Raw genomic sequence first — 26,293 nt, 5'->3', positions numbered from 1 at the left:
ATTGGGGTCCTGAGGAATATGGTTCAGTGCGCGTGCGGTTGGATCGAGCCCGGCACCACCTGCGCGGCAAAATCCCGGATCAGCGCCTGCACGAACGGATTCGCCGCGATGGCGTCTTCGGCATCGCGCTGGCGCTTGGCACGTTGCTCGGCATCTACCGCTGCGGCAGTGGCGCGCGCTGCGCCGATATCGCAGGCCACACGCACCGGCGTGCCGAAGTGATCAGTCAGCGCGGCTTCCAGTCGCTCGACGACGCCCGCCTCGGTGAGAGCCGGCAGCGGTACGCGCAAACGCACGGTAAGGCCATCCACGGCTGTCAGTTCACTCTGGTAGGCAAGCTGCTGTGCCAGGCCCCGCAGCGGCAAGCGCGCGGCCAAGGAGGGCCAGTCACCGTCGAACGTTGCCAGACCACTGGCGCTCAGATCAGGCCGCGTGGCAGCCGCTTCCGGTTCGGACGCGGCTTCCTTGGCTGGCGCGGAGACAGCCGCCGGTGCCTCAATCTGTGCAGGCGGCGCGGCCGGCGCAGGAGTTTCCGTTCGCGTCGTCGAAGCCGCATCCCAGCCAGCAAACGCTGCGTCGATTTCGTCGAGCGAGGGCGAAGCGAACTCGCCGGGCATTGCATCCCATGGCGGCGGACCGGAGTCGTCTGACGGCGCAGGCCTTGCAGCAGGCGGCTCACGGCGTGGTGCCGGCGACGCAGGCGCCGCGGCCGCGTTCGGGCGCGGGCCCACGCCTGTCGGGCGCGCCGGCGACGCAGGTGCTTCAGCCGGCGCGGCAACAGGCGCAGCCGCACCGTTCCGACCCCGGCTCGATGCCTGACGTGCAGCCGCCAACGCTTCCATGGCCGGCGACCGTCGTGCTGGCGCTGCAGCTGTTGGCGCTGCCGGAGCGGTCGCCGCTGGTGCCGGTACCTGTGGGCTCACCTGATATGTCGCGCGTGGGGCCTCCGCCACCGGCTCCGCACGCACTGCCGGCGAAGCTTGCGCGACGGGCGCCGCGTCAGGGGCAGGCGAGGCCGCCGCGATAACCGGACGGGCCGGCGCTGCCGCCGCACTCGTCGATGACACAGTCCGCTTGCCACCACCCGAAGGCCCTGGCGTGTCCCCGCCCGACTGTCCGGGCTGGAACGCCAGCATGCGCAGCAGCGTCATCGTGAAGCCGGCGTATTCATCCGGCGCAAGCGCCAGTTCGTTCCGGCCCAGGTTGGCAAACTGGTAGAACAGTTGCACCGACTGCGCATCGAAGCGCTCGGCAAGGCGGCGCACATCGTCGGCCTCGGGCCAGTCGTCCTGCACGGCAGCAGGCACGACCTGCGCCAGCGCAATCTTCTGCAACAGGGATGCAAGATCCTGCAGCGCGCCCGAGAAGCTCAGACTGCGCCCGGCCATCTCGTCAGCGATCTCGACAAGCGCCGCGCCATTCTCATCGGCCAGCGCATCGAGCAGGCGCACGAGGTAGCTCTGATCGATCGCGCCAAGCATGCCGCGTACGGCAGCTTCGCTCACTTCGCCGGCGCTGTAGGCAATCGCCTGATCGGTGAGCGACAGCGCATCGCGCATCGAACCTTGCGCGGCAGCCGCCAGCAGACGCAACGCATTCGGCTCGTGGGCGATGCCCTCTTCGCCAAGGATGCGGTCCAGGTGCGACACGATGTGCCCCGGCGGCATCTGCTTGAGGTTGAACTGCAGGCAGCGCGACAGCACCGTCACCGGAATCTTCTGCGGATCGGTGGTCGCGAGGATGAACTTGACGTGCTCGGGCGGCTCTTCCAGCGTCTTCAGCATCGCGTTGAAGGCGTGGTTGGTCAGCATGTGCACTTCGTCGATCATGTAGACCTTGAAGCGGCCGCTGGTTGGCGCGTAGACCGCGCGGTCCAGCAACTGCGCCATCTCGTCGACGCCGCGGTTGGAGGCGGCATCCATCTCGATGTAATCGACAAAGCGCCCGGCATCGATCTCGGTACAGGCGCGGCACACGCCGCACGGCTGCGCGGTAATGCCGCCCTGCCCGTCCGCGCCGACGCAATTGAGCGATTTGGCAAGGATGCGCGACAGCGTCGTCTTGCCGACACCGCGCGTACCCGTGAACAGGTATGCGTGGTGCAGGCGCTGCTGTTCGAGCGCATGCGTGAGCGCTTTCACCACGTGTTCCTGACCGACCAGCGTGGTGAAATCGCGAGGGCGCCACTTGCGGGCGAGCACTTGATAACTCATGCGGCGGATTGTAGCAAAGCGAGGTGGATTTCCGACGCGCTTTCCGACGGTTGAAACGCCGTGCGCGTCGAGCGAATTGCAAGGATATTCAGGTGGGGACGTGGGAGTCGGTTACAATGCCGGTCGGACGGGCCTCCTCGCATGGTGGCGCGGTCAACCTGGTCAGGTCGGGAACGAAGCAGCCACAGCCGTTTTCCGCCAGTGCCGAGGGTCAGGCTCGTCCCCCACTTCCTTTTATTCCGTCCTCTCCCCGCTTTGCCTTTGCAGCCCGCGTCAGAACAACGCGCCTTGCGTGCTCTCGCGTGACGGGCTTGCCGGCCCGGGCAGCGCCTCCAGATCGATCCATTCGCCCTGTGCAGTGGCCACGCCGGCGCGCACTGCGCGCCCGGGATACATCGGCTTGACGGCCGCGACGTAGCTGCGCAACTGATCGGCATAGGCTGCGCGCTCGACTGGCAGCAGCCGCAGCTTGTAATCCACGACGAGCACTTCGTTACCGCGCTCGATCAAACGATCGATGCGCAGCAGCGCGCCCTCCGGGCTGAACAGTTCGATCTCGTTATGCGCCGCATCGAAGCGTGCGGGGTCGAACACATGGGCCAGCACCTCGGACGCCAGCATGCGATGGACGGCCTCCGCCACACGGCTGGCTTCTGCCTGCGTCGTCCCCGTCGCGCCAAACCAGCGGGCAATGGCGTCAGCGTCGGGCGCACACTCGGGACGGCCGCGGCGCGTCAGACGCTCCAGCACAGCGTGCAGGAGCTCGCCTTGGGCGACCGCACCTTGATCGAACACGGCATCCGCACCCTCAGCCTGGACGACCGCGCCGCCCACGCGCACGGTCACTGTCAGTGGCGAGCGGAAGTCGTGGTAGGAAACCGTCGCGGCTTGTGCGGCCAGACGATGCGCTGCCCCCGGGGCATCCTGCACAGGCGCGGGCGAGGCCACTCCGGCGGCGGCCAACAGCGTGTACCAGCTTGCGGTGCCATCCACCTCGGGCCCATCGCCTTCGTCGACAGATTGAGCGGCCGACGCATCCCGCCGGTTGGCAACGCCGGAAACGATCAGCGCCTGCCGGGCCCGCGTCATCGCCACGTACAGCAGGTTCCAATTCTCTCGCTCGGCAAGAAAGCCCTCCTGCTCGAACAGCGGATTGCGCGCGCGGCCCCGTTCTGCTGCCTTGCCAAATGCAGAGAAGTGCGTGGGCGCCGCCGCGCCCGGGGGCCAGTCGATGAGGATGCCGGCGTTATCAGCCCGGGGGTCGCTGTGATGGCTGTCGAGCAGCACCACGAAGGGCGCCTCCAATCCTTTTGAGGCATGCACGGTCAGGATCTGCACGGCGTCCAGGCCGTCGCTGACGACTTCGGCATCGATGGCATCGGGCGCCTCGGCGGTGTCGGCTTGCATGCCTTCGTCGGGGCTTTCATCGTCATCGCCCTGGCGGATGGCGCGCAGTTCGGCCATGAACTTCGGCAGGCTCGGATAGCGGCCGCCATCCAGGTCGAGCGCGAGCTTCAGGAAGGCATCCAGATTGGCAAGCACCTGCTCCCGGTTGGCGGCAGGGGCACACTCGGCATACCGGCGCTTGAGCTCACCGGTGTAGACAATGTGGTCGAGCAGGTCATGCACGGGCAGCGTCGGCGCCGCCGCCAGCCAACGCGACAGCATGCGATGCGCGTGGCGCAACGCATGCGACGCGTCGGCGTGACCGGCCTGCGCACTCAGCCGCTCCCACCATGTCGGCGCGAACGGGCCTTCGCCGGACTGCGCAATCGCGATCAGATCATCGTTGGAGACCGCGAAGATCGGGCTGCGCAGCACGTGCGCGAGCGGCAGATCCGCCTGTGGCGTCATCAGGAAATCCAGCAGCGCACACAAATCGAGCGCCTCCAGCGTGGCGAGCAAACCGCCACGGCGCGGACTCACATACGGCACGCCTGCGTCGCGGAGCGCGCGCTCGTAATCGGCAAGATAGCGCTTGCGACGCACGAGCAACTGAAAATCGCTCCAGCGGACCGGGCGCTCGGCACCGTTCTCGCGAACGCATTCGGTCGCATGCAAAGCGAGCAGGCTGGCCGCAACCTGACGGCCCTCTTCGTAACGCTGGGAGTCACCCACCTCTTCACGCGACTCGGTCAGCGTGTCGCGCGGCGTGGACTCACCGGCCTGCGCCACCTCGGGCACCGGCACCAGCGGAAGCAACAATGCCTGCCCGACCGGCGCCTCCACCGCAGTGCTTTGCTCGGCGTAGATCGGGTAATCGCCGCGCGCACGCGCCTGCATGAACACCGCATTCACCCACTCAAGTACCGCTGGCGCATTGCGCCGCGTACGGTTCGTGCGCAGGACGGTGGCGCCAAATTCCGAGACGAGCATCTCGCGTGCGGCATCGAACAGCCGCGCGTCCGCCCGGCGAAAACGATAGATGGATTGCTTCGGGTCGCCAACCAGAAAGACGCTTGGCCGGGTGCCTGTGCCCTCGTATCCGCGCAACCAGCCTTGCAGGATGCGCCACTGCATCGGGTTGGTGTCCTGAAACTCGTCGAGCAGCAGGTGCTTGTAGCGCGCATCCAGCCGGACCTGCAGATACGCGGCCGTATCCTCCTCCTGCATCAGGCGGGCGGCCTCCCACTCGAGATCGGTAAAGTCCATCGCACGCGCCTGCCGCTTGTAGGCCTGGTAGCGCTCGATCAGCGCGTCGCCCAGCGTGAAGAGGGCGGCATTGACGGCACGCACGCGCGCTTCCTGGCGGCGCCCCTGATACACGGTCAGCGCTTCGCACAGGGCGGCGTGCTGTCCGACCAAGCGCTGGGCTTGATCCTCGCCAATGCCTTTGATCAGGGCCTTCGTCGGCTTGCAGGCGCGGGCCTTGCCGGCCTGGGTGTAGAACGCGGCGAACAAGGCGTCGAACGCCTGCGCGCGTGCTGCTTTATCGAAGACGTCAATCGCGCGCGCTGCCGTCACTGCGGATTCGATCTGCACGGCGCGTTTGCTCTCGGTGGCGCCGCCCTGCCCCAGCAAGCTCGCAACTCGCAGCATGCCGGACAGCAGCGCCTCATCCTGCAACGCTTCAATCAACGGGTCGACGGTGGCATCGTCACCCAGCAGTGCATCGAGCGGCCCGAGCGGCTCCGCGCCCGCCTGCCCTTTATAGGCCCACCAGTCGCTGCGTTGATGGAACATGGCATCAAGGAACCGTCCAGCCTGAAAATCGCCAACCAGATCGGCAAGCGTCTCGTACGCTGCGCGCAGCCCCGCCTGGTTCTCGGCCAGCAGGCCGCGCCAGAACGGCGCCCAGGCCTCGCGACGCAGGCGTCCGGCGTCCTCGCGCAACGACGCCCCCTGGGGCACACCGGACGACAGCGGCGCGCCGCGCAGCAACGACCCGAACCAGCCGTGGAACGTGTCGATTGCCATGCGTGACGGCGACTCCAGCACGCGCGCATACAGTCCGCGCGCCGTTTCGATCATGCTGTGCGCCTCGTGCGGATCGACGGTGCGCGCGACGAGTTCCCGCACCACACCCTCGTCGTCCGCGCCTGCCAGTTGCGCCAGAATGTCGAGCAGGCGCTGCCGCATCTCCTCCGCAGCCTTGCGTGTGAACGTGATGGCAAGAATGTCCGCTGGCGCCGCACCAGCCAGCAGCAAACGCAGCATGCGCGTGACCAGCAGCCACGTCTTGCCGCTGCCGGCGCAGGCCTCGACCACGACAGAGCGCAGCGGATCGCACGCCGCGCGCGAAAAGGCCTCTGGCGAGACAGCGACGCCGTCGCGCTCGTACGCGTGGTCGCTCATGCTTCGCTCCCCGGCTCACGTGGGGCGCCTTCGGTCCAGTATCCCTTGCGGCACAGGCCGCGCGCCGCACAGTAACGGCACGCCGATTCATCGCCAAACGCTGGCAGTGGTGCGCCAGCGGCCAGGGCGGTCATGTCTTTCTGCATCTGTTCGATCAGCCAGTCGACGACTTGCGTGAAATCGGCCAACGCCACGTCGCGCTTGTCGCCTCGCGCTTCGCCGTCGAGCGAGACCCAGCCGCCCGCGCGAGCGCGGGCGTCAAGCACACCGTAGAACGGCAGTTGGCAATCCTCGAACGGCGTCTTGGCACGGCGCGCCAGCGCCATGGGCGATTGCGTCTTGTAATCCAGCACCGCGACACCGTGTTCACCATGCGCGTCAACGCGATCGATGCGACCACGCAAGCGCAGCGGGCGCTCGCCCGGCAGCATGATCGACGTATCGACATCGACTTCTCCCGCCTCGAAGCGCCACCCCTCGGCTTCGCGTGCGGCCTGCCACGCCAGGTAAGAGGGCATCACGGCCAGCCAGCGGCGATAGAAACGCAGCGCGTTGCCGTCCTCCGCCAGCAGCGGGCCAAAGTGTTCGTCGGTGATGGCTTGCAGGGTGCCCTGGCGATCGTTGTGGTCGTGTGTGGGCGCCTCCTGCAACTGCCGGTGGAAGCGATGCAGGATCGCGTGCAGGATCTCGCCGATGTCGCGCTTTTCCAGTTCGTCCGACACCTCCTCCAACTCTCCGAGCCGAAGCATGCGGCCCACAAAGAACTGATATGGGCAGCGACGCAGGCTGTTGTAGGCGGCAGCGCTCAGCGTAGAGGGTACGAGCGTTGGCGCAGTTGGCGCAGGCATGTCGATCGGGCGGGTGGTGGTCTGCAGGCTCGGTAAAACGACCTGCGTATCGATGCGCATGCCGCTCGCTGCGAGGCGGCGCTGCAGACGCTCGAGCCAGCCGGACAGACGATGCGGCTCGCCGCGCCCGCCATGACGCTGCCACGTCAGTACGACCTCGGGCTGATTGAGCAGAACTTCCGCCAGGTCGCGCGCCTGCTGGGCAAATCGCTGTGCACGGTCTGGCAGGCCCAACTCACGGCGCACGTCGTTGGAGAAGAACAACCACTCCGGTTGCGCGGAGGGCAGTTGCGCATCATCACAACCGACCACCACCACGCCATCGAAACGGCGCATGCGCGCGCCGTTCAGCGGCAGGATCACCACACGGCGGTCGGCGGGCGGGGACGGCTCACTGAAGACGGCGGAGTCGAGCAGCATCGAGAGCAACGCACGCCATTCAGCAAGCGAGAAGCGCGCTCCAGCATCGGTGGAGCCATGCACCGACATGCGCAAGCGGTCGATCCAATCAAGCAGTTGCCGGCCAGCATCGTCATGCTGCAGGCCGGTGCGCATATGGAAGCGGTCGAGGGTGCCCGCCAGCAGGGTCACCCACGCTTCGAGCGATGCATTGCCGGCGCGGCGCCACAAGGCAGCCTCGTCAGCCAGCACGCCAAGACGATCAGCCAACCGGTTGACCGATGGTTCGCCATCGGCGTCGTCAGCGGGGCGATCAGCCACCAGACGCCGCAAGCGCCCCCATCCGCCGGTGACGTTATGTCGGCGCACGCGACGCTCCAACTCAGCGACCCACGCGGGCGTGGCGGCACCGGCCTCGGCATCACGCAGGCAAAAGGGACTCTTGACGAAGTCGAGCAGCGCCGCGGTATCGCCATCGCCCTGCACCACGTCCAGCCAGCGCATCAGGGCGGCTGCGGCGCGCGTGGTCGACAGCTTCCAGCCGGTCTCATCCCGCACCGGGACGTTCACGCGCGCGAGCAACGCCCGCACGCGCCGGGCGACAATGCGGTCCTGCGCCACCAGCGCCAAAGACCGGCGCCCAGCGTTCAGCCAATCCACGAGTGTGTGCGCGGCGAAGGCGGCTTCGTCCTCGAAGCGGGCTGCGCCTGCAATGCGAAGAGCGGGCCCCGGGAGCCCCGCGTCGGAGTCGCCGTCCTCAGCCGGGGCCGTCGTCGCGCATTCTGGCCAGGCATGCAGCAGCAGATGACGAAAATCCGCGTGCGTGACCGGCGGCGCCGATGCCGTTGCGGACGACCGATCCGGTGTATTCCAGTCGTAACCGATGACGAGCACCGGCACCCGTTCGGACGCACGCTCGAGGAAATCGCGCTCGACGCCATCCGCGTCGGTCGGGTTCATCCATGCGATCGGTCCATCCAACGCGTCGAGCAGCCGCCGCATGGCGCGCAATCGCATCGGGATCGGATCGGCCGCGCCCGACAGCAGACGCCAGAATGTGAGCACGATGCGCGACTCGGTGCCCAGGAAGCGCTCGGACAACTGCGCGTAGGTCTGCTCCAGCGCCTGGGCCAGTGCGCGCTCCAACTGATCCTGTCGCCCTTCGGCTTCGCTATCCGCGGCATCCAGCGAAAGCCAGCGTTGCGACAGTTCATCGGACACGGTCACGAGCACCTGCGCCACCCCCCACAACGCCGCATCGTCCTGGGCACCAAGCGCTTCCCGCAGCCAAGCCTGCGTCTTGAGTGCCTGTTGCACCGCGAGCAGCCGCGCGAGCGTCGTGCGTGCAGCGGGCAGACCCGGCTCGGGTGGCAGGTCCAGCAGCCAGTGACCCAGCGTCACGATGCGGGGCAACAGACGCGGCGTGCCCGACGCTTGCGCGCTGTCGTGCAGAGCGGTCCGTACACCAGGAATCTGCGCGGCGGTCGGCACGACGACGGTGCCTGCGCCGGCCGATCGTGCATGCGCGTCAAGAAAGCGCCACGTGGCATCTGCGGCACGGGAGAGGAATGCTGGGCCGGGCGCGAAGGCAAGCGTCTGCATGCGGCGGAAAACAGGTGACGACAAACTGCAGTCGCGGCTATCACCGTGATAGCGACAATCAACAGTTGAAAAGGAAGGCGCCGGTACTATATCAGCAGCACCCGCACTGACAGTGGCCCCAATACACGCCGGTTCGCGTAATCGTGTAATGTATGGGTTCGGCGCACGTCGCCAGCTTTTACGAAAAAACAGAGGTTCCCGCCATGAGCGAACAGATCAAATATGTGAGCGACGCGTCCTTCGAGGCCGACGTACTCAAGTCCGATAAACCCGTGCTCGTCGATTTCTGGGCCGAATGGTGCGGCCCGTGCAAAATGATCGCCCCGATCCTGGATGAAGTTTCCAAGGATTACAGCGACAAGGTGCAAATCGCCAAGATCAACGTCGATGAAAACCAGGGCGTGCCCGCCAAGTTCGGCATCCGCGGTATCCCGACGCTGATCCTGTTCAAGAACGGTGCCGTGGCTGCCCAGAAGGTCGGCGCGCTGTCCAAGTCGCAACTGACCGCATTCCTGGATAGCCACCTGTAAGGTGTCCTCGGACGGCGGCGCGGTGCGATTCCGCCGGTCCGACAAACGCTGGTGAGCTTCCGCCCGGAAGCGCGCCAGCGTTGTGCTAAGATTGCAGCCAATCCGTTTCTCCGAGCGTTCGCTCGATCTTTCCCCCTCCCCGCGTTTTCCCGTTTCGCTGCCCGTTCGGGCTCTTCCCATTCCTTCGTCTATGCATCTGACAGAACTGAAATCCTTGCATGTGTCCCAATTGCTGGAAATGGCGGGACAGCTGGAGATCGATAACGCGCAGCGCATGCGCAAACAAGAATTGATGTTTGCCATCCTGAAAAAGAAGGCGAAACAGGGGGAAACCATCTTTGGTGACGGCACGCTGGAAGTGCTGCCCGATGGCTTCGGCTTTCTGCGCTCGCCCGAGACCTCCTATCTGGCCAGCACGGACGACATCTACATCAGCCCGTCGCAGATTCGCCGCTTCAATCTGCATACGGGCGACACCATCGAAGGCGAGGTGCGCACCCCGAAGGACGGCGAGCGCTACTTCGCGCTGGTGAAGGTCGACAAGGTCAACGCGCAGCCTCCAGAGGCGGTCAAGAACCGCATCATGTTCGAGAACCTGACGCCGCTGCACCCGAACAAGCCGCTCACGCTCGAACGCGACATCAAGGCCGAAGAGAACATCACCGGCCGCATCATCGACATGATTGCCCCGATCGGCCGCGGCCAACGCGCGCTGCTGGTGGCAAGCCCGAAGTCCGGCAAGACCGTGATGCTGCAGCACATTGCGCACGCCATCGCGACCAACCACCCGGAAGCCGAGCTGTTCGTGCTGCTGATCGACGAGCGCCCCGAAGAAGTGACCGAAATGCAGCGCACCGTGCGCGGCGAGGTCGTGGCCTCGACGTTTGACGAGCCTGCCGTTCGTCACGTGCAAGTGGCCGAAATGGTCATCGAAAAGGCCAAGCGCCTGGTCGAACTGAAGAAGGACGTGGTGATCGTGCTGGACTCGATCACGCGTCTGGCCCGCGCCTACAACACCGTGGTGCCGACCTCGGGCAAGGTGCTGACTGGCGGTGTCGACGCCAACGCGCTGCAGCGTCCGAAACGTTTCTTCGGTGCGGCACGTAACCTGGAAGAAGGTGGTTCGCTCACCATCATCGGCACGGCGCTGATCGAAACCGGCAGCCGCATGGATGACGTGATCTATGAAGAGTTCAAGGGCACCGGCAACATGGAAGTGCACCTGGAACGCCGCTTGGCCGAGAAGCGCGTCTACCCCGCCATCAACCTGAACAAGTCAGGCACGCGCCGCGAAGAACTGCTCATCAAGCCGGACATCCTGCAAAAAGTGTGGATCCTGCGCAAGTTCATCCATGACATGGACGAAGTCGAAGCAATGGAATTCCTGCTCGACAAACTCAAGTCGACCAAGAACAACGCCGAGTTCTTTGACATGATGCGACGCGGCGGCTGAGCCCCGCGGGACGAATCAAAAAGCGCACCCTCAGTGGTGCGCTTTTTTATTGCCCCAGCAATGGGCTGATTTATCGGCAGATTTTCTCGGCAAGGAGATGAAATTCGCTAGTTCGTTCGCATTACGTGCGCTGGACGCAAGCGTTTGCTCCCCTCGTCCTTAAACGTCATCGCAAAAGAGAAACCCGGCAACCATACTGCAAGCCTGCCCGGGTTAAGCCGCTTGGGCAGGCAATCAGGGCCACGAAAAATCGAACGGGGGATAACCATGCGCGATGCGTCGCTGGAATGTACAGGTGCATGCCGAACCGTTGTGGTTGCGTCACGCACCGGCATGGGGGAGATTGACGAGACAATTCTGGGCGCGGACTGGCAGGTGCGGCGGGTGATGTCGGTACGGGAGCTTGGCTGCGCGATCCGTGACGGTGCGCCCAAAGCCGGCCTGATCGATTTCGGAAGTGCCTTCTCGACCGCCGAACTGGATTTGCTCGAGCGCTGCATGCAGGCACCGCATGTCGGCTGGGTCGCTGCACTGCCGGCAAACATGCTGAGCCACGAGCGCGTGCGCCAGCTGGTGCGCGACTACTGCGTCGACTATGTGCAGATGCCGCTGCGTGCAGAAGAAACTGCCTATTCGTTGCGTCACGCCTGGGGGATGGCTGCGCTTGCGCAGGAGGCGACTCCAACGCCCAAGCTCAACAACGCGCGTATGCTCGGCGAATGTCCGGCCATGCACAGTCTTTTCCGCGCCATCCGCAAGGTCGCGCAGAACAGCGCCCCGGCATTCATCGCGGGCGAGTCGGGCACCGGTAAGGAATTGACAGCGCAGGCAATTCACGAGGCCTCCGCGCGGGCGGGCGGACCCTTCATTGCGATCAATTGCGGCGCCATACCACCGCACCTGATCCAGTCGGAACTGTTCGGCTACGAGAAAGGCGCGTTCACAGGTGCACACCAACGCCATATCGGCTGGGTCGAGCACGCCAACGGCGGCACGTTGTTCCTCGATGAAATCGGCGACCTGCCGCTTGAAAGCCAGGTCAGCCTGCTGCGCTTCCTGCAACAGGGCACGATTACGCGGCTGGGTGGACACCAGGCGATTCCGCTGGACATCCGCATCATCTCTGCCACGCACGTGGATCTTGAAGCCGCGCAGCAGCACGGCGGATTCCGGACTGACCTGTTCCACCGTTTGTGCGTGCTGACGTTGTCTGTGCCGCCGCTGCGCGAGCGCGGCAGCGACATCGTCCTCTTGGCCGAGCATATCCTCGCGCAGCATGCCAGCGAAGCGTCGCATCGCATTCGCGGTTTTACGCCCTGCGCATTGCACGCGATGATGCATTACCCGTGGCCAGGCAACGTACGCGAGTTGATCAACCGCGTGCGCCGCGCACTGGTGATGACCGACAACCGCAAGATCTCCGCCGCCGATCTGCATTTGGAAGGCTACGCGTCGGTCTCGGGCCAGACGCTTGAGGAAGCACGCGAAGGCGCCGAGTCCGACGCCATCCGCACCGCCATTGCGCGCAACGGCTTTCACATGGGCATGACCGCGCGCGAGCTGGCTGTGTCGCGTGTGACGTTGTATCGATTGATGCAGAAACACGGTATCCGCGCAGAACAGTTGCATACCGCCTGACGGGCGCCTTGCGCGCCTACGCGGGCGCCGTACCGCGCTGCACTCCGTTCCGTTTTCCTGGCAGGCACCCGTCGCGGAGGGTCAGGCGATGGGCTTTGCTGAACGCCGGGCGAAACCCCCGCTGCACCATTCGCGCCAGGAAAGTGCGGCGTAAAGCATTGTCTTGCCCGACTGGCGCGAAAAAGTGCTGTCAGTGCGGCCCGATTGCGTCGCAGTTAGCCGCCTTTTACCATGGCTGCGTGTGGAATACCGCGCCATGGGCAAGCCTAAAACCGAACCCCCACTTCCGAGGGGATTGCGCATAAATCCTCGCCGGGAGATTGTTAAGCCACGCATGCGACGTACCGAGTTCGCCGTCCGAGAGCAGGGACGCGACGAAACCGATGGATGAATCGAATGCGCGGGTGGGATAAGGACCGTTGGCAGTTTTCACCGGCAACGTATCGGTGGGAATGCCGCGAAAGGCGATGACGTGCACACAAGCACGCGCAACGTCGAAGTCGCCGTCTACTGTGAACGCCGGCGCCATGATGACCATGGCTGCAACGTTCGCGACCATTCCGATCAGATCGATCGTCCGCTTCGGTGGCGAACGCCGGGCACAGCGCTGCGCGTTGATGGGCATGACCCGCCCCTCCCAGCCAAGGTGGGAGCGGCATCCGTGCAATAACAATCAACGACTTGTATTGACTGGATATTCCGCAAACGGAAAGATAATCGCCCAAGCGTGGCATGCGTTTTTGTGTTGTGGCTGAATAGCCGCCTCCAAAAATCCGCTGTCATCGCGACGGCCCGTTTCCCGATGCGTGAATTGCACGCCCTGGCAAACGCTGGACTCCGGTCGCCAGGATGTGCCGACAAAAGTCCGAGACATAACCGTGACATCTGTCATTTTCTTGATACGCCACTAAAATGATTCGGACGGGGGTCTGCTCCGGCCCGCTTCATCGCCGGAGGCGACGTGGATGTTCGCAAGATCGGTAACAGGTCGAGAACAACATGAACACTGTTTTGATCGAAGGCCATCCGTTGGTGCGTACGGGCATCGCGCATCTGCTGCGTACGCTCAAGGGTGTCACCGGCGTCACTGTGGTCGAACCCGACGAAGGCATGTTCGACGCCATCGAAACGAACGCTGATGCCGGACTCCTCGTCATCGGACTGCCGCTGCCACAGTTGGACGAGCTCTCCGCCATTGGCGAGATCATGCATCGGCCGCATGCCCGTCACGTGGTCGTATTGGCGGAATCCGAATCCCCCGACATCATCCGCACCCTCATGCAGATGGGCTTGTCCGGCTACACGCTCAAACACTCGCCGGGCGAGGTCATCGCGGCTTCGCTGGAGTTGGTGCTGGCGGGCGGCCAGTACATTCCGGCCAGCGCATTACTGCCGGAGTCACGACTGGACGGCGCCCCGAACCCCGCACTGGCGGGTGATCCGCAAACCGACCCCAAGCTGCTGGGCATCACGCCGCGCCAGTACGAAATTCTCGTATTGCTCTCGCGCGGACACCCAGTCAAGACCATCAGCCGCATGCTGAATATTTCGGAAGCTACGGCCAAGGCTCATATCAGCACGCTCTATCGGCGCGTGAAGGTGCGCAGCCGCACTGAAGCGGTGTACGTTGCCAACCAGCGCGGCGCCCGCCTGCTGTCAGTGGCCTGAACTGCTCCGCGTCAGGACGATCACCGGCATCGATATACTGGACGCATGTTTTTGTCCGTCTTCCATTGGCTGTCCAGTCGCATGCGTTCGCGGCGCCTGGCGCGCTACGCCATCCCGGATGCATTGTGGTCACGCACGCTTGCCGGCCTGCCCTTCTTGGTGGATTGGTCTGCTGCCGACCTTGCACGCCTGCGTGAAACTGCCACGCTCTTCATCGCCGAAAAGGAATTCACGACCGCGCACGACCTGCCGCTGACAGACGACATGGTGGTCGCCATCGCGGTGCAGGCGAGTGTGCCAATCCTGGAACTGGGTATGGCGTGGTACGGCGGGTGGCATGGGGTGGTCATCTACCCCGGCGAATTCATCATCCGCAAGGATGTGATGGATGAAGACGGCGTTGTCCATCACGTCCGGGAAGAGGCCGCCGGTGAGGCATGGGAGCACGGGCCCGTCATTCTTTCGTGGCAAGACATCCAGCTCGGCAGCGGTTTGGCAGAGCCGAACACGCAGCCCTACAACGTGGTCATTCACGAATTTGCGCACAAGCTCGACATGCTCAACGGAGCGTCTGACGGCATCCCCGCATTCTCGTCGCAGTTGCATACCGACGTTGCCCGGGAAGCGTGGGCCGATCATCTCCACGCCGCGTACGACGCCTTTGCCGACCGATGTGAACAGGTTCCCGAGCATCGCTGGGGGCGCGATCCGGTCCTCTCGTTGCTTGACCCCTATGCCGCGCAACATCCGGCCGAATTCTTCGCGGTCGCTTCGGAAGTGTTCTTCACCGAGCCGGCGGCGTTGTTCGAAAGGCTGCCGGCGCTCTACTCGCTCTTGCAAGCGTTCTATTTGCAAGACCCGGCACGCCGCGTGCTGCAGGTAGGGCATCACCAGGACAGGTGCCTGCCTTGACGACATCCCGCCTGTTTCATGTTGGCTTGCTGGTCCTGAGCATGACTGCCTCGGCAGCCTGCGCGCAGCCAATGCCACCGCTGATCTTCCGAGTCACAGCATGGCTCGACGGCCAGTCTGAAACCCAACGGCTGACGATGCCAGCCGCGCCGTCAGCCACGGGCCAGCACATCACACTGCTCGCGCACACGCATACCTATGACGTTGGCGGATCGATGCCGCGGGCAGAATGGGAAAAGCGGTTCGCCGCCGGACTTCCCGACAGTACGATCCCCCTCGGCTGCGACACCACCGCATGCCAGTTCATACGCCACCGCTGGGCCAAGACGGGGATCGATGTCACGCTGCGGCCAGTGAGCGCCTCAGGCACGTTCCAGGCACTGTCGATCGGGGTGACGCTGCATCGCTTCCGGCCGTCGTCCGACGCTCAGGTGCCCTCCCTGGTCGACACGTGGACCCACGATATCGACACCTCGTTGCGCATGGGCGACAGCCGAACGCTGGATCTCGACGGCCAGGGCACGGTCACCATCGAACGTCTGGCCACACCTTGAGCGCCACACAACAAAAAAAGGCTTTATGCGCCACTTTCGACGCGGCAGGCCGACGGATTTCAGGACGAGTGCGTTGCCCAAGCCTTTGTTTCTCTGGCATAATTGTCGTTTATTCACCCGGCAAGTGATTCACGGCTGGTCGCACGGTCATCAACCTGAAGCGCGCCGCGAATTGGCTACCTCAACCCCAGGGCCCATCATGAAAGAAGGCATTCACCCGAATTATCGCGAAGTCGTGTTCCAGGATATGTCCAGCGAGTTCAAGTTCATCACCCGCTCGACCATCCAAACCAAGGAAACGATTACGCTGGACGGCAAGGAATATCCGCTGGCCAAGATCGAAGTCTCGTCCGAATCGCACCCGTTCTACACGGGCCAGCAGAAGGTGCTGGACACCGCCGGCCGCGTCGAGAAGTTCCGCAACAAGTTCGGCAGCAAGATCGGCAAGGCTGCCAAGTAATATCGGCGCCGGAGACGGCTCAGCGCATGATCCGCTCAGTGCAGACCGTCTTAGTGGTCAGAAAAAGGCAGCTCCGGCTGCCTTTTTTGTTTCTCGGCACATGGTAGGCCGTTGGTTCGGCCGCTCTTTACGATCCGCACGTCGCTGTGCAACCCCGGCTGGGCTCGCCCGGTCTGACACCCGATGAACACCAACCGCGTCTCGCGCATCCGCCTGACCGCCGCCGCCACCCGCGAGTTGCCGCGTTGGCTGCTGCTCGCCATCTGCGTGATCTACGGCCTGTCTGGTCTGTTCTCACGCGACCCGTGGAAGAACGAAGACGCCGCGGGCTTTGGCGCGATGTGGACGCTGGCCACCGGCAACATGCAAGACTGGCTGATGCCGAACATCGTTGGGCGCCCGGTTGTGCAGGCGGGTCCCTTGGTGTACTGGATCGGCGGAGCATGCATTCGCCTGTTCGGGCAGTGGCTTGGCCCATCCGATGCGTCGCGCCTGGCAACCGCCCTCTTCTTCTTCGTTACGTGCGCCTGCATCTGGTATGGCGCATACCTGCTCGGTCGCCGCGCCGAAGTCCAACCCTTTGAATTCGTCTTCGGCGGCCAGCCCAATGCGCGCGACTACGGCCGTACGCTCGCGGACGGCGCCCTGCTGATCTTCCTGGCTTGCGTGGGGTTGGCGCAGCGCGGTCACGAGACCACGCCGCTGGTTGGCGCGCTCAGCTTCGTGGCCGTCAGCGTCTACGGGCTCATCCGGGCGCTCGATAAGCCAAAGTCGGGCAGCCTTATTTATGGCATCGGTATCGGTTGCCTGTCGTTGGCGGGCGGCCCCATTCTGCCGCTCGCCGTGACCGTGGCCGTACTGATCACGGCGCGAGCGACGCGCGTGCTGCCAGTGCAGCCGCTGTTGACGGTGGCATTGCCGGTTTCGCTGGCGCTCGGTTGGTCTTGGCCGGCCATGGCGTACGTGCTCGCTGTAAATCCGACAGACGCGGTGACATACGTGCGCGAATGGGCGCGCTTCGATCGCCACCAATACGCTGGCCCGACGGGCTATTCCCTCGGCTTCATCGCGCGCAACCTGCCGCTGTTCGCCTGGCCGGTCTGGCCCCTCGCTGCCTGGGCCTGGAGAAGCTGGAGCGGCATGCGCACGGCCCCGCATATCGTCCTGCCACTGGCCGTGCTGGCGCCTCAGATGCTGCTCTTGCTCTTGCAACCGCACCCTGGCGACGATAGCTTCCTGCTCCTCATCCCGCCGATGGCCGTCATGGCCGCCTTTGCGCTGCCCACGCTCAAACGCGGAGCGATCAGCGCCATCGACTGGTTCGCACTACTGGCGTTCACGATCCTTGGCGGTACCGTATGGCTGCTGTGGATTGCCAAGATGACGGGCTTCCCCCCGCAACTCGCGCGCAACGTATACCGCATCGTTCCCGGCTACCGGCCGGAATTCAGCTGGACAGCCCTCGCTTGCGCGCTGCTGGTGACAGCGGCATGGGTCCTTATCGTGGCGTGGCGCACGTCCCGCGCACCCAAGGCGATCTGGCGGGCGGTAGTGATCTCGGCTGCCGGCACTACGCTACTGTGGGTGTTGATGATGACCCTGTGGCTGCCCACCATCAACTACGCCAAAACGTATCGCGACGTCGCGCAGTCTGCGGCGCTGGCACTGCCGCAGACGTATACGTGCGTGCAACCGATTCGCATGGGCGATGCACAACTCGCCTCGTTCGCCTACTTCGGGCATATCCGCTTCGGCAGCAGCGAAGACCATTGCGACATCCTGCTGCGCCACGACCCGTACGACTATGGCGCCCCGTCGAGCATCTCGAATTTCGAGTGGCGCCTCATCTGGGAAGGTAGGCGCCCCGCTGACCGTGACGAACATTTCCGTATGTATCGACTCACCGAAGCGGCCGCGGCAACGCATCCGCCCCCCACCCCGGCAACGGCGCGCCGGCGCAAGTTGCGTCAATAACGCCATCGGGTGCGTCTGCGATGTTCATTGCCGACATCCGTCGCATTGCCGCCCTGGCATGGCCGGTACTGATCGGCCAACTGGCTGTGATCGCCTTCGGCGTGCTGGATACAGCCATGGCCGGGCGTGCCTCTGCAGCCGATCTGGCGGCCATCGGGCTCGGCGGATCGATCTACGTGACGGTGTACATCAGCCTGATGGGCGTGCTGCAGGCGCTCGCCCCAGTCGCCGGGCAGCTCTACGGCGCGCAGAAATACAGCGAGATCGGCGAGGAAGTCCGCCAGGCCGTTTGGCTCGGCCTGGGGCTGGCGGCCATCGGCATAATGATCCTCTGGTTTCCGGCCCCACTGCTGCGGCTAGCGGATGCGACACCGGAGCTGTCGGCAAAAGCGACTGCCTACCTGCGTTATGAAGCGCTGGCCCTGCCTGCGGCGCTCGGCTTCCGGATCTATTCGGCGCTGAACAACGCGCTAGCCCGGCCGGTGATGGTCACCGTGCTGCAACTGGCCGGGCTGGTACTCAAGCTGCCGCTCAATGCACTCTTCCTGTATGGCGGCATGGGACTGCCGGCGATGGGCGGTCCAGGCTGCGCACTTGCCTCCATGATCGTCAGCTGGCTGTGGTTTGCAGCGGGAGCGGTCATCTTGGTGCGGACTTCGGCTTACGCACCGCTCTCGATCTTCACGCAGTACTCGCCACCCAGCCGCTCCCGATTGTGGGCACTTGTCCGTCTGGGCGTACCGATGGGCTTGACCTATCTGATCGAGATCACGTCATTCACGCTGATGGCAATCTTCATCGCCCGGCTGGGTACGGTCGTGCTCGCCGGACACCAGATCGCTGCCAACCTGGGCGCCGTGGCTTACATGGTGCCGCTCTCGCTGTCGATCGCCACGTCGACGCTGACGGCGCAGTCCATCGGCGCTCATGATCGAGCAGCGGCCCGCCGAATCGCCATGAATGGCATCAAACTCGCGATCCTTTGCGCAGCGATCGTCGGAACAGCGGTGCTCGCCCTGCGTCAGGAATTGGTCAGTCTCTACACGCGCGACACAGCCGTGATGGCGATAGCGGTACCGCTCTTACCCTTCATCGCGTTCTATCAGATGTTCGATGCGCTGCAGGTGATGACGGCGTTCATCTTGCGCGCCTACAAGATTGCGCTGATTCCGACTGTCATCTACGCACTCTCGCTCTGGGGTGTAGGCCTGGGGGGCGGCTACGTGCTGGGTTTCGGGCTTCTCGGGGACATTGCCGCCATGCTGCGCGGACCCTCAGGGTTCTGGGCCGCCAACGGCTTGAGCCTGATGGTGGCTGGGGCTTTGTTGATCAGCTACTTCAATCGCATCAGCCGCCATCCTGATTAAAGCGGGCGGCTTAATCCTTCTTTAAAGGAAAGCGAGAGGGATCACGATTGCATTACACGCGCAAAAGAAAAAACCCGCTGCAAGCAGCGGGTTTTGATTTGGCGGAGTGGACGGGACTCGAACCCGCGACCCCCGGCGTGACAGGCCGGTATTCTAACCGACTGAACTACCACTCCTTGTCGGTTCGCTCGACCAGCTTGCGCCGGCCTTGCTAACGAGCTTCTGGTTAAGCTCTTGTTTTGGCGTCCCCTAGGGGATTCGAACCCCTGTACTCACCGTGAAAGGGTGATGTCCTAGGCCTCTAGACGAAGGGGACAGAAACTGTTTTGCAACGCTTTCTGTCTTGACGCTGCGAAGACCGCGATTATAACGAGCTTCTTAGCGTTTTGGAAGCCTCTTTTCAAATTTATCTTTGAATCGAATCTTCCGGTATTTTTGGTGGAGCTAAGCGGGATCGAACCGCTGACCTCTTGCATGCCATGCAAGCGCTCTCCCAGCTGAGCTATAGCCCCGAGTTACTGCTTTTTACTGCGTTTTCGCTTCGTGTTGCAGCGAAAACAAGAGTATAGGGGAAGTATTTGTCGCTTGGCAATACCCTCCCCTAAATTTTTTCTCGAGACGCCTCACCCAGCCAGGCGGCACAGGACGACCTCGCGACCAAACAGCTCGAGCACGGCATCGATCGAGGGGGTCTGCAGTTGCCCCGCCACAAGAAGACGCACGGGCATGGCGAGCTTTGGCATCTTCCAGCCATGCGCGGCGAGGACGTCCTTGAAGGCAACGCCAATGGCTTCACGATTCCACTCCGGCAGTGCGCCCAGCTTCTCGGCAAGCGCGGCAATACCGGGACGCACGTCATCCGTAAGATGCTGTGCCGCCAACGCCGGATCGATGGTCAAGTCGGTGCGGTAGAACAGCAGCGCAGTCTGCGCGACTTCACGCAGCGTGTTGGCGCGATCCTTCACCAGCGCGATGACGTCAGCCAACACCGGGCCACCATCGACCTTACCACCCAGCTCCTCAATGAAGGGCTTCACCAGGTCAGCCAGACGCGCGTTGTCGGCTTGCTTGATGTAATGGTTGTTCAACCAGGCGAGCTTCTCGGGGTTGTATTGTGCGGGCGACTTGCCCAGATGCTCGAGGTCAAACCATTCGACGAACTGCTCACGAGAAAAAATCTCGGCATCGCCATGCGCCCAGCCGAGGCGGGCGAGGTAATTGACGACGGCCTCAGGCAGGTAGCCGGCATCGCGATAACCGGTCACGCTCATGGCGCCGTGGCGCTTGCTCATTTTCTCGCCCTGCTCATTGAGCACGGTCGGCAGGTGGGCGTACACCGGCGGCGTGCCGCCCAGGGCACGAAGAATGTTGATCTGGCGCGGCGTGTTGTTGACGTGATCGTCGCCACGGATCACGTGGGTGATCTGCATGTCCATATCGTCGACGACCACGCAGAAGTTATATGTAGGCGTACCATCCGGCCGGGCGATGACAAGGTCATCCAGCTCATCGTTCGAGATTTCGATGCGGCCCTTGACGGCATCGTCCCAGGCCACGCTGCCGCCAATCGGGTTCCTGAAGCGGATCACGGGCTGCACGCCTTCCGGCGGCGTCGGCAGGACCTTGCCGGGCTCGGGGCGCCAAGTGCCGTCGTAGCGGGGTTTCTCGCCGCGCTCACGCTGCGCCTCCCGGAGCGCGTCGAGTTCTTCGGTGCTCATGTAGCACGGGTAAGCCAGATCCTGGCGGACCATCTGCGCGATGACCTCGCGATAACGGTCCATGCGCTGCATCTGATAGAACGGGCCTTCGTCGATATCCAGATCCAGCCACGCCATCGCTTCCAGGATCACGTCAACGGCTTCCTGCGTGGAGCGCTCCACGTCGGTATCTTCGATGCGCAGGATGAAGTCTCCCTTCATCTTGCGGGCGAAGGCCCATGGGTACAGTGCCGAGCGAATGTTGCCGAGGTGGATGAAGCCGGTGGGGCTGGGAGCGAAACGAGTGCGGACGCGCTGGGTCATAGGAATGGCTGAAAGAACAAGGCCGCACGACCGAATCAGTCGCGAGCGGCCTTTATCGAAACCGAAATTATACCAACCGCACGTGGTGCGCTTGGCCAGTCCGCCGCCAAACTTTGGCACAATGACGACCGATCACTGCGCGCCTCGACGCGATCCAACCCTCATGCAACGCCGCCTCTTCCTGGGTGCCGCCGGCGCCTCCTTGCTCTCCGCCTGTACCGTGACCGGCCCATCGTCCGGCAAAACCGAAACGCCTGCGACGCCAACGACGGCCGTCCTGCCGCCATCCGCACAGCCTGCCACGCCGCCGGTGCGTGTCGGCCTGGCCCTGGGTGGCGGCGCCGCGCGCGGCTTTGCGCATATCGGCGTCATCAAGATGCTGGAGGCACAGGGCATCCAGGTCGACTACATCACCGGGACCAGCGCGGGCAGCGTGGTGGCCGCGATCCATGCGTCCGGCATGTCGGGCCTCGAGATGAATCGCATGGCACTCAAGATGGACGAGGCCATGATCGCCGACTGGGCGCTGCCGTTTGGCACCCGTTTTGGCGGTTGGCTCAAGGGTGAAGCACTGGAGAATTACATCAACCGGCTGGTCAGACACAAAACCATCGAGCAAATGCGGATTCCGCTAGGCATCGTGGCCACGGACCTGTCGAGCGGCAAGCCGATCCTGTTTCGACGCGGCAATACGGGCCAGGCAGTACGCGCTTCGTGCAGCATCCCCGGCGTGTTCCAGCCCGTGACGATCAGCGGCCACCAGTACGTGGATGGCGGCCTGGTGGCACCCGTGCCCGTGAGTTACGTCAAGCAGATGGGCGCCACATTCGTGATTGCCGTGAACATCTCGGCGGACCCTTCCACCCAGCCGGTATCGGGCCAGGCCAGCATGCTGCTGCAGACGACGGCGATCATGGGCCAGAGCATCAACAGGACCGAACTGGCCCAAGCCGATGTGGTGATCACGCCCTCGCTGCCGTTCGTGAAGGGTAGCGACTTTACCGCGCGCAATGAGGCCATCCTCGCGGGCGAACAGGCCGCGCAAGCTGCGCTGCCGCTGCTGCGCGCCAAGCTGCGCCTGCCGCAGACCGTGCTGGCCTCACCACTCCCGCAGCACTGAAACAGCCCAGGCGCAGCCAACAAAAAAGACCGCTTCTGCGGTCTTTTCTTTTGGTGCTTGAGCGACTCAGCCGCCGTACAGTGCCAGCGGCTTGCCAGCGGCATTCGGGTCGACGCGCTTGAGCGTTTCGACGAAGTTGTCGACGCTTCCCTTGACCGCGGCACCGGTGTTCCCTTCGATACGGCGAGCACCGTTGTAACGCGTCACCCAGTACGAGGCCGTCATATCATCCACACGAATCTTGCTGCCGGTCGACGGCGCGTGCACGAACTTGTTGTCACCGATATAGATGCCGACGTGCGAGAAGGTGTGGCGCATGGTGTTGAAGAACACCAGGTCGCCGGGACGCAACTCGGCCATATCGACGCTGGTACCGACACGGCTCATCTCCACGGCGCGGCGCGGCAGCAGAAAGCCAAACGTGTCGTTGAAGACATAGCGGACGAAGCCGCTGCAATCGAGGCCGGACTCGGGAGTGTTGCCCCCGAAGCGATAGCGCAGGCCAATCATGCCAAGCGCGTTCATGACCACGTCGCCCGTCTTGCTCATCACATTCGAGATGAGGCCGGATTTGGCGTCGGGTTTGACGTCGGCGCGGACTTCCGTGTCCTTGAAGACCGTATCAGCATGTACTGCATTCGACACGATCACGCCGCAGCCGATCACAACCCCTACCGCCAGGCGCGCCATGGAATGAAATACAAAGTGCTGCATCGGTTCTCCCTCGGAAAATCGTCATCATCGGGCATCCATATGCGGAAGCAAAAGAAACCCGTCCGAATCCCGCTCAAACAATCTCGCAGGATGATAAAAGTGACACTTTGACTTGTCAAAGGTCGTTACAAATTTCCCTGAATTCATATGAGAATCATGCACTTACACATGACTTTGGATGCGCATTCTTACAAAAACCGCGCATCAAAGCGGCATGAAACGGGGGAATCAGCGGTGGATTTTAGGGGTTATCCCTCGACGGCATCAGCGAGGCTGCCGCCATCAGCTTGCAGGTATAGGGGTGCGAAGGCGACGCCAACACCGCTTCGGTGTCGCCCTCTTCCACCACTTTGCCGTCCTTCATCACGGCCACACGATGTGACATCGCACGGATGACGGCGAGGTCGTGACTGATGAAGAGATACGACAGGTTGTACTTTTTCTGAAGGGCAGACAGCAGCGAAAGCACCTGCTGCTGGATGGACACATCGAGTGCCGAAGTCGGCTCATCCAGCACCAGCACCTGCGGTTTGAGGATCAGCACCCTGGCAATTGCGATGCGCTGGCGCTGACCGCCTGAAAATTCGTGGGGATAGCGCCCCAGCACGGTGCGATCCAGACCGACTTCGCGCAGCGCCTCGATCACACGATGGCGCCGCTCGGTCGGGTTCACGTGGGGCTGGTGCAACGCCAAGCCCTCGCCGACGATTTCCTCGATGGTCATTCGTGGCGAAAGCGAACCATAGGGATCCTGGAAAACCACCTGCATGCGCGCCCGCACGGCACGTCGCTGGTCGCGTGAAAGACGCAGCAGCGAATTGCCCAGAAAGCGCAAGTCGCCGCCTTGGGGGGCTTGCAGGCCAAGCAGCGTCTGCGCAAGTGTGGTCTTGCCCGAGCCGGACTCACCCACGATGCCGAGCGTTTCACCTTCGCGCAGCTGCAATGACACGGCGTCGACCGCAGTAAAAGCGTCGCTGCGAAACCAACCGGCAAACCCTGGCCGATGGCGCGCGTACGTCACGGTCAACTGGTCGGCTTCGAGCAGCACCGGCGCAAGCGGCACCAGCGGCAGCACATCGCGCTGCGGCCGGCTCTCCAGCAGGCGCACGGTGTAGGGATGTTGCGGAGCGGCGAATACGTCGGCCGTCGCTCCGGTCTCGACGAGTACGCCCCGCTCCATCACGCCGACACGCTCGGCAAAGGCGCGAACCATGTTCAGGTCGTGGGTGATCAGCATGATGGCCATGCCGAACTCGACCTGCAGCTCGCGCAGCAATTGCAGGATCTGCATCCGAACCGTCACGTCCAGCGCGGTGGTTGGCTCGTCGGCCAACAGCAGTTTGGGCGAACAGGCCAATGCCATGGCGATCATCGCGCGCTGGCGCTGGCCGCCTGACAACTGATGCGGGAAGGCATCGAAACGGCGCGGGGCCTCCTTGATGCCGGTACGTTCCAGCAACGCAATGGCGCGCGCCTTTGCTGCACGCTTGCCCAGGCCTTCGTGCAGCTCCAGCGTCTCGACGATCTGGTTGCCGATGGTATAGAGCGGATTCAGCGCCGTCATCGGCTCCTGGAACACCATGGCGACATCCGCGCCACGCAGGCCTCGCATTTCACGCTCGCTGGCGCTCAGCAGGTCGCGGCCCTCGAAGAGTATGCGGCCGCTGTACTGGGCATCGGCCAGCAGGCGCATGATCGACAGCGCCGTGACGGACTTGCCCGACCCCGACTCCCCCACCAGGGCGAAGCGCTCCCCGACATGCAGATCGAGCGAAACATGCCTGACCGCCTCGGTCACGTCCCCGTGCTCGGATTCGAAATGCACGCACAGATCGTCCAGCCGCAGCAGCGGCCCGTCATACTTGGGCGCAGACGGCCGCAAATCAGCTCGGGTCATTTCACCCCCGCTGGTTTCTGGCGTGCACGCAGGTGCGCGAACGACAGGCGCGTGTCAAACGCGTCACGCAGCGCGTCACCCATGAAGGTCAGCAGAACGAGGGTCAACACGAGCACTGCAAAGGTCGACAGCGAGATCCACCAGGCATCCAGGTTGGCCTTGCCCTGTGCCAGGAGTTCGCCCAGGCTGGGCGTGGAAGGCGGCACGCCCAAGCCAAGGAAATCCAGGCTTGTCAGCGCAAGAATGGCCGCGCTCATGCGGAACGGCAGGAAGGTGATGACCGGCGTCAGGCTGTTGGGCATGATGTGGCGCCACATGATCTGCCAGTTCGAGAGCCCCAACGCTCGCGCAGCCTTGACGTAGTCGAGCGAGCGGTTGCGATAGAACTCGGCGCGCACGTAGTCTGAGAGGCTCATCCACCCGAACAGCGACAGCAGGATGATGAGCAGCCCCAGACTCGGGGTGAAGATCGAGGCGAAGATGATCAGGAGATACAGCTCCGGCATTGAGCTCCAGATTTCGATCAGCCGTTGAGACACCATGTCGAAGCGCCCGCCAAAGAAACCCATGAGCGCTCCAGTGAACGTACCGACCAGCAGCCCGAGCAGCGTGAGTGCCATCCCGAACAGCACCGATACGCGAAAGCCGTACAGCAGGCGAGCGAACACATCGCGGCCGCGGTCATCGGTGCCAAGCCAGTTTTCTGCCGACGGGGGCGCCGGATTGGGCTCTTTCGAGAAGTAATTCAACGTCTCGTATGAATAGGGATTGGGCGGAAAGATCGCGAAGCTGCCCGGCTCCTTGAACTTGTCGCGGATATACGGATCGAGGTAGTCCGTCGGCGTGGGGAAGTCGCCGCCGAAGGTTGTCTCGGGATAGGTCTTCACGATGGGGAAGTACCAGGTGCCGTGATACCTGACGACCAGCGGCCTGTCGTTGGAGATGAGCTCGCCCCCGAGGCTGAGGACGAACAGCGCGACGAAGAGGATCAGGCTCCAGTAACCCAGGCGGTGCTGCTTGAAACGCCGCCAGGCACGCTTGAGCGGCGATGGCGAATGCCGGATGGCATGGGGTGCCGGGGCGTTGGACGGGTGCGCGGCGGTCCGCAGATACTCGGTCATGATCGTC

General features: G+C 63.6%; 18 protein-coding genes, 3 tRNA genes and 1 other RNA gene. 11 read left to right on the top strand and 11 right to left on the bottom strand.

What is annotated here, in order from left to right; all coding sequences use genetic code 11:
* Positions 1 to 23 precede the first annotated feature (23 nt).
* Positions 24 to 2,213: a DNA polymerase III subunit gamma/tau gene (locus tag R2N03_RS17520; RefSeq protein WP_316659089.1), complete on the bottom strand. Its 2,190-nt coding sequence runs from the start codon at positions 2,211 to 2,213 to the stop codon at positions 24 to 26.
* Between the two features lie 126 nt (positions 2,214 to 2,339).
* Here R2N03_RS17520 and ffs point away from each other — a divergent pair.
* Positions 2,340 to 2,438: signal recognition particle sRNA small type (ffs, locus tag R2N03_RS17515), an RNA gene on the top strand.
* A 48-nt stretch (positions 2,439 to 2,486) separates the two neighbouring features.
* Here ffs and R2N03_RS17510 read toward each other — a convergent pair.
* A complete protein-coding gene (locus R2N03_RS17510; protein WP_316659088.1) occupies positions 2,487 to 6,008 on the bottom strand; it encodes a UvrD-helicase domain-containing protein in 3,522 nt (1,173 codons plus the stop codon).
* On the bottom strand, positions 6,005 to 8,857 hold the full coding sequence (locus R2N03_RS17505) for a PD-(D/E)XK nuclease family protein (RefSeq protein WP_316659087.1): 2,853 nt from the start codon (positions 8,855 to 8,857) through the stop codon (positions 6,005 to 6,007). The genes R2N03_RS17510 and R2N03_RS17505 overlap by 4 nt, the downstream gene beginning before the upstream one ends.
* A 203-nt stretch (positions 8,858 to 9,060) precedes the next feature.
* On the opposite strand from R2N03_RS17505, the gene trxA reads away from it, so the two are divergent.
* The 3 genes from trxA (at position 9,061) to R2N03_RS17490 (ending at position 12,478) form a co-directional block, all read left to right on the top strand.
* On the top strand, positions 9,061 to 9,387 hold the full coding sequence (gene trxA, locus R2N03_RS17500) for a thioredoxin TrxA (RefSeq protein WP_252678766.1): 327 nt from the start codon (positions 9,061 to 9,063) through the stop codon (positions 9,385 to 9,387).
* 190 nt (positions 9,388 to 9,577) lie between these two features.
* A complete protein-coding gene (gene rho / locus R2N03_RS17495; RefSeq protein WP_039596074.1) occupies positions 9,578 to 10,840 on the top strand; it encodes a transcription termination factor Rho in 1,263 nt (420 codons plus the stop codon).
* 267 nt (positions 10,841 to 11,107) lie between these two features.
* Positions 11,108 to 12,478 (top strand): sigma-54 dependent transcriptional regulator, encoded by a 1,371-nt coding sequence (locus R2N03_RS17490; RefSeq protein WP_316659196.1) that lies wholly within the window; start codon positions 11,108 to 11,110, stop codon positions 12,476 to 12,478.
* A gap of 226 nt (positions 12,479 to 12,704) precedes the next feature.
* Here the strand turns inward: R2N03_RS17490 and R2N03_RS17485 are convergent, their stop codons facing one another.
* Positions 12,705 to 13,103: a hypothetical protein gene (locus R2N03_RS17485; RefSeq protein ID WP_316659085.1), complete on the bottom strand. Its 399-nt coding sequence runs from the start codon at positions 13,101 to 13,103 to the stop codon at positions 12,705 to 12,707.
* A 374-nt stretch (positions 13,104 to 13,477) separates the two neighbouring features.
* Here R2N03_RS17485 and R2N03_RS17480 point away from each other — a divergent pair, with 374 nt between their 5' ends.
* From R2N03_RS17480 to R2N03_RS17455, 6 genes are all read left to right on the top strand, one after another.
* Positions 13,478 to 14,146, top strand: coding sequence for a response regulator transcription factor (locus R2N03_RS17480; protein WP_316659084.1), 669 nt, complete (start codon positions 13,478 to 13,480; stop codon positions 14,144 to 14,146).
* A gap of 45 nt (positions 14,147 to 14,191) precedes the next feature.
* Positions 14,192 to 15,058, top strand: a complete 867-nt coding sequence (locus tag R2N03_RS17475; protein ID WP_316659083.1) for a M90 family metallopeptidase — start codon at positions 14,192 to 14,194, stop codon at positions 15,056 to 15,058.
* Positions 15,059 to 15,099: 41 nt separating this feature from the next.
* Complete coding sequence (locus R2N03_RS17470; RefSeq protein ID WP_316659195.1) at positions 15,100 to 15,612, top strand: hypothetical protein; 513 nt, start codon at positions 15,100 to 15,102, stop codon at positions 15,610 to 15,612.
* 199 nt (positions 15,613 to 15,811) lie between these two features.
* Positions 15,812 to 16,072, top strand: a complete 261-nt coding sequence (locus tag R2N03_RS17465) for a type B 50S ribosomal protein L31 (RefSeq protein WP_316659081.1) — start codon at positions 15,812 to 15,814, stop codon at positions 16,070 to 16,072.
* Positions 16,073 to 16,255: 183 nt separating this feature from the next.
* The gene (locus tag R2N03_RS17460; RefSeq protein ID WP_316659079.1) at positions 16,256 to 18,046 is read left to right on the top strand and encodes an ArnT family glycosyltransferase; all 1,791 of its coding nucleotides are present in this window, start codon (positions 16,256 to 16,258) and stop codon (positions 18,044 to 18,046) included.
* 20 nt (positions 18,047 to 18,066) lie between these two features.
* Positions 18,067 to 19,413, top strand: coding sequence for an MATE family efflux transporter (locus R2N03_RS17455; RefSeq protein ID WP_316659078.1), 1,347 nt, complete (start codon positions 18,067 to 18,069; stop codon positions 19,411 to 19,413).
* Between the two features lie 99 nt (positions 19,414 to 19,512).
* On the opposite strand, the gene R2N03_RS17450 is transcribed toward R2N03_RS17455, so the two are convergent.
* From R2N03_RS17450 to gltX, 4 genes are all read right to left on the bottom strand, one after another.
* A tRNA-Asp gene (locus tag R2N03_RS17450) sits at positions 19,513 to 19,589 on the bottom strand.
* 64 nt (positions 19,590 to 19,653) lie between these two features.
* A tRNA-Glu gene (locus R2N03_RS17445) sits at positions 19,654 to 19,729 on the bottom strand.
* A 120-nt stretch (positions 19,730 to 19,849) separates the two neighbouring features.
* Positions 19,850 to 19,925: transfer RNA gene (locus tag R2N03_RS17440), tRNA-Ala, on the bottom strand.
* Between the two features lie 111 nt (positions 19,926 to 20,036).
* Complete coding sequence (gltX, locus tag R2N03_RS17435; protein ID WP_316659075.1) at positions 20,037 to 21,434, bottom strand: glutamate--tRNA ligase; 1,398 nt, start codon at positions 21,432 to 21,434, stop codon at positions 20,037 to 20,039.
* 163 nt (positions 21,435 to 21,597) lie between these two features.
* Here gltX and R2N03_RS17430 point away from each other — a divergent pair, with 163 nt between their 5' ends.
* A complete protein-coding gene (locus R2N03_RS17430) occupies positions 21,598 to 22,554 on the top strand; it encodes a patatin-like phospholipase family protein (RefSeq protein WP_316659074.1) in 957 nt (318 codons plus the stop codon).
* A 66-nt stretch (positions 22,555 to 22,620) separates the two neighbouring features.
* Here the strand turns inward: R2N03_RS17430 and R2N03_RS17425 are convergent, their stop codons facing one another.
* The 3 genes from R2N03_RS17425 to R2N03_RS17415 all read right to left on the bottom strand — a co-directional run bounded on the left by R2N03_RS17425 (position 22,621) and on the right by R2N03_RS17415 (position 26,286).
* The gene (locus R2N03_RS17425; RefSeq protein WP_316659073.1) at positions 22,621 to 23,268 is read right to left on the bottom strand and encodes a C40 family peptidase; all 648 of its coding nucleotides are present in this window, start codon (positions 23,266 to 23,268) and stop codon (positions 22,621 to 22,623) included.
* A 241-nt stretch (positions 23,269 to 23,509) separates the two neighbouring features.
* Entirely contained in the window at positions 23,510 to 25,165 is a 1,656-nt protein-coding gene (locus tag R2N03_RS17420) for an ABC transporter ATP-binding protein (protein ID WP_316659072.1), read from the bottom strand.
* The gene (locus R2N03_RS17415; RefSeq protein WP_316659071.1) at positions 25,162 to 26,286 is read right to left on the bottom strand and encodes an ABC transporter permease; all 1,125 of its coding nucleotides are present in this window, start codon (positions 26,284 to 26,286) and stop codon (positions 25,162 to 25,164) included. Before R2N03_RS17415 ends, R2N03_RS17420 begins: the two co-directional genes overlap by 4 nt.
* Positions 26,287 to 26,293 lie beyond the last annotated feature (7 nt).

The sequence above is a fragment of the Ralstonia condita genome (genome assembly GCF_958405655.1).
GTDB classification, from domain to species: Bacteria; Pseudomonadota; Gammaproteobacteria; order Burkholderiales; family Burkholderiaceae; genus Ralstonia; species Ralstonia condita.
This window is presented reverse-complemented; position numbering and strand designations above follow the sequence as displayed.

Coding starts and splice junctions, on each gene's coding strand:
- R2N03_RS17520 (WP_316659089.1), bottom strand. CDS start 2,213: ATGAGTTATCAAGTGCTCGCCCGCAAGTGGCGCCCTCGCGATTTCACC.
- R2N03_RS17510 (WP_316659088.1), bottom strand. CDS start 6,008: ATGAGCGACCACGCGTACGAGCGCGACGGCGTCGCTGTCTCGCCAGAG.
- R2N03_RS17505 (WP_316659087.1), bottom strand. CDS start 8,857: ATGCAGACGCTTGCCTTCGCGCCCGGCCCAGCATTCCTCTCCCGTGCC.
- trxA (WP_252678766.1), top strand. CDS start 9,061: ATGAGCGAACAGATCAAATATGTGAGCGACGCGTCCTTCGAGGCCGAC.
- rho (WP_039596074.1), top strand. CDS start 9,578: ATGCATCTGACAGAACTGAAATCCTTGCATGTGTCCCAATTGCTGGAA.
- R2N03_RS17490 (WP_316659196.1), top strand. CDS start 11,108: ATGCGCGATGCGTCGCTGGAATGTACAGGTGCATGCCGAACCGTTGTG.
- R2N03_RS17485 (WP_316659085.1), bottom strand. CDS start 13,103: ATGCCCATCAACGCGCAGCGCTGTGCCCGGCGTTCGCCACCGAAGCGG.
- R2N03_RS17480 (WP_316659084.1), top strand. CDS start 13,478: ATGAACACTGTTTTGATCGAAGGCCATCCGTTGGTGCGTACGGGCATC.
- R2N03_RS17475 (WP_316659083.1), top strand. CDS start 14,192: ATGTTTTTGTCCGTCTTCCATTGGCTGTCCAGTCGCATGCGTTCGCGG.
- R2N03_RS17470 (WP_316659195.1), top strand. CDS start 15,100: ATGACTGCCTCGGCAGCCTGCGCGCAGCCAATGCCACCGCTGATCTTC.
- R2N03_RS17465 (WP_316659081.1), top strand. CDS start 15,812: ATGAAAGAAGGCATTCACCCGAATTATCGCGAAGTCGTGTTCCAGGAT.
- R2N03_RS17460 (WP_316659079.1), top strand. CDS start 16,256: ATGAACACCAACCGCGTCTCGCGCATCCGCCTGACCGCCGCCGCCACC.
- R2N03_RS17455 (WP_316659078.1), top strand. CDS start 18,067: ATGTTCATTGCCGACATCCGTCGCATTGCCGCCCTGGCATGGCCGGTA.
- gltX (WP_316659075.1), bottom strand. CDS start 21,434: ATGACCCAGCGCGTCCGCACTCGTTTCGCTCCCAGCCCCACCGGCTTC.
- R2N03_RS17430 (WP_316659074.1), top strand. CDS start 21,598: ATGCAACGCCGCCTCTTCCTGGGTGCCGCCGGCGCCTCCTTGCTCTCC.
- R2N03_RS17425 (WP_316659073.1), bottom strand. CDS start 23,268: ATGCAGCACTTTGTATTTCATTCCATGGCGCGCCTGGCGGTAGGGGTT.
- R2N03_RS17420 (WP_316659072.1), bottom strand. CDS start 25,165: ATGACCCGAGCTGATTTGCGGCCGTCTGCGCCCAAGTATGACGGGCCG.
- R2N03_RS17415 (WP_316659071.1), bottom strand. CDS start 26,286: ATGACCGAGTATCTGCGGACCGCCGCGCACCCGTCCAACGCCCCGGCA.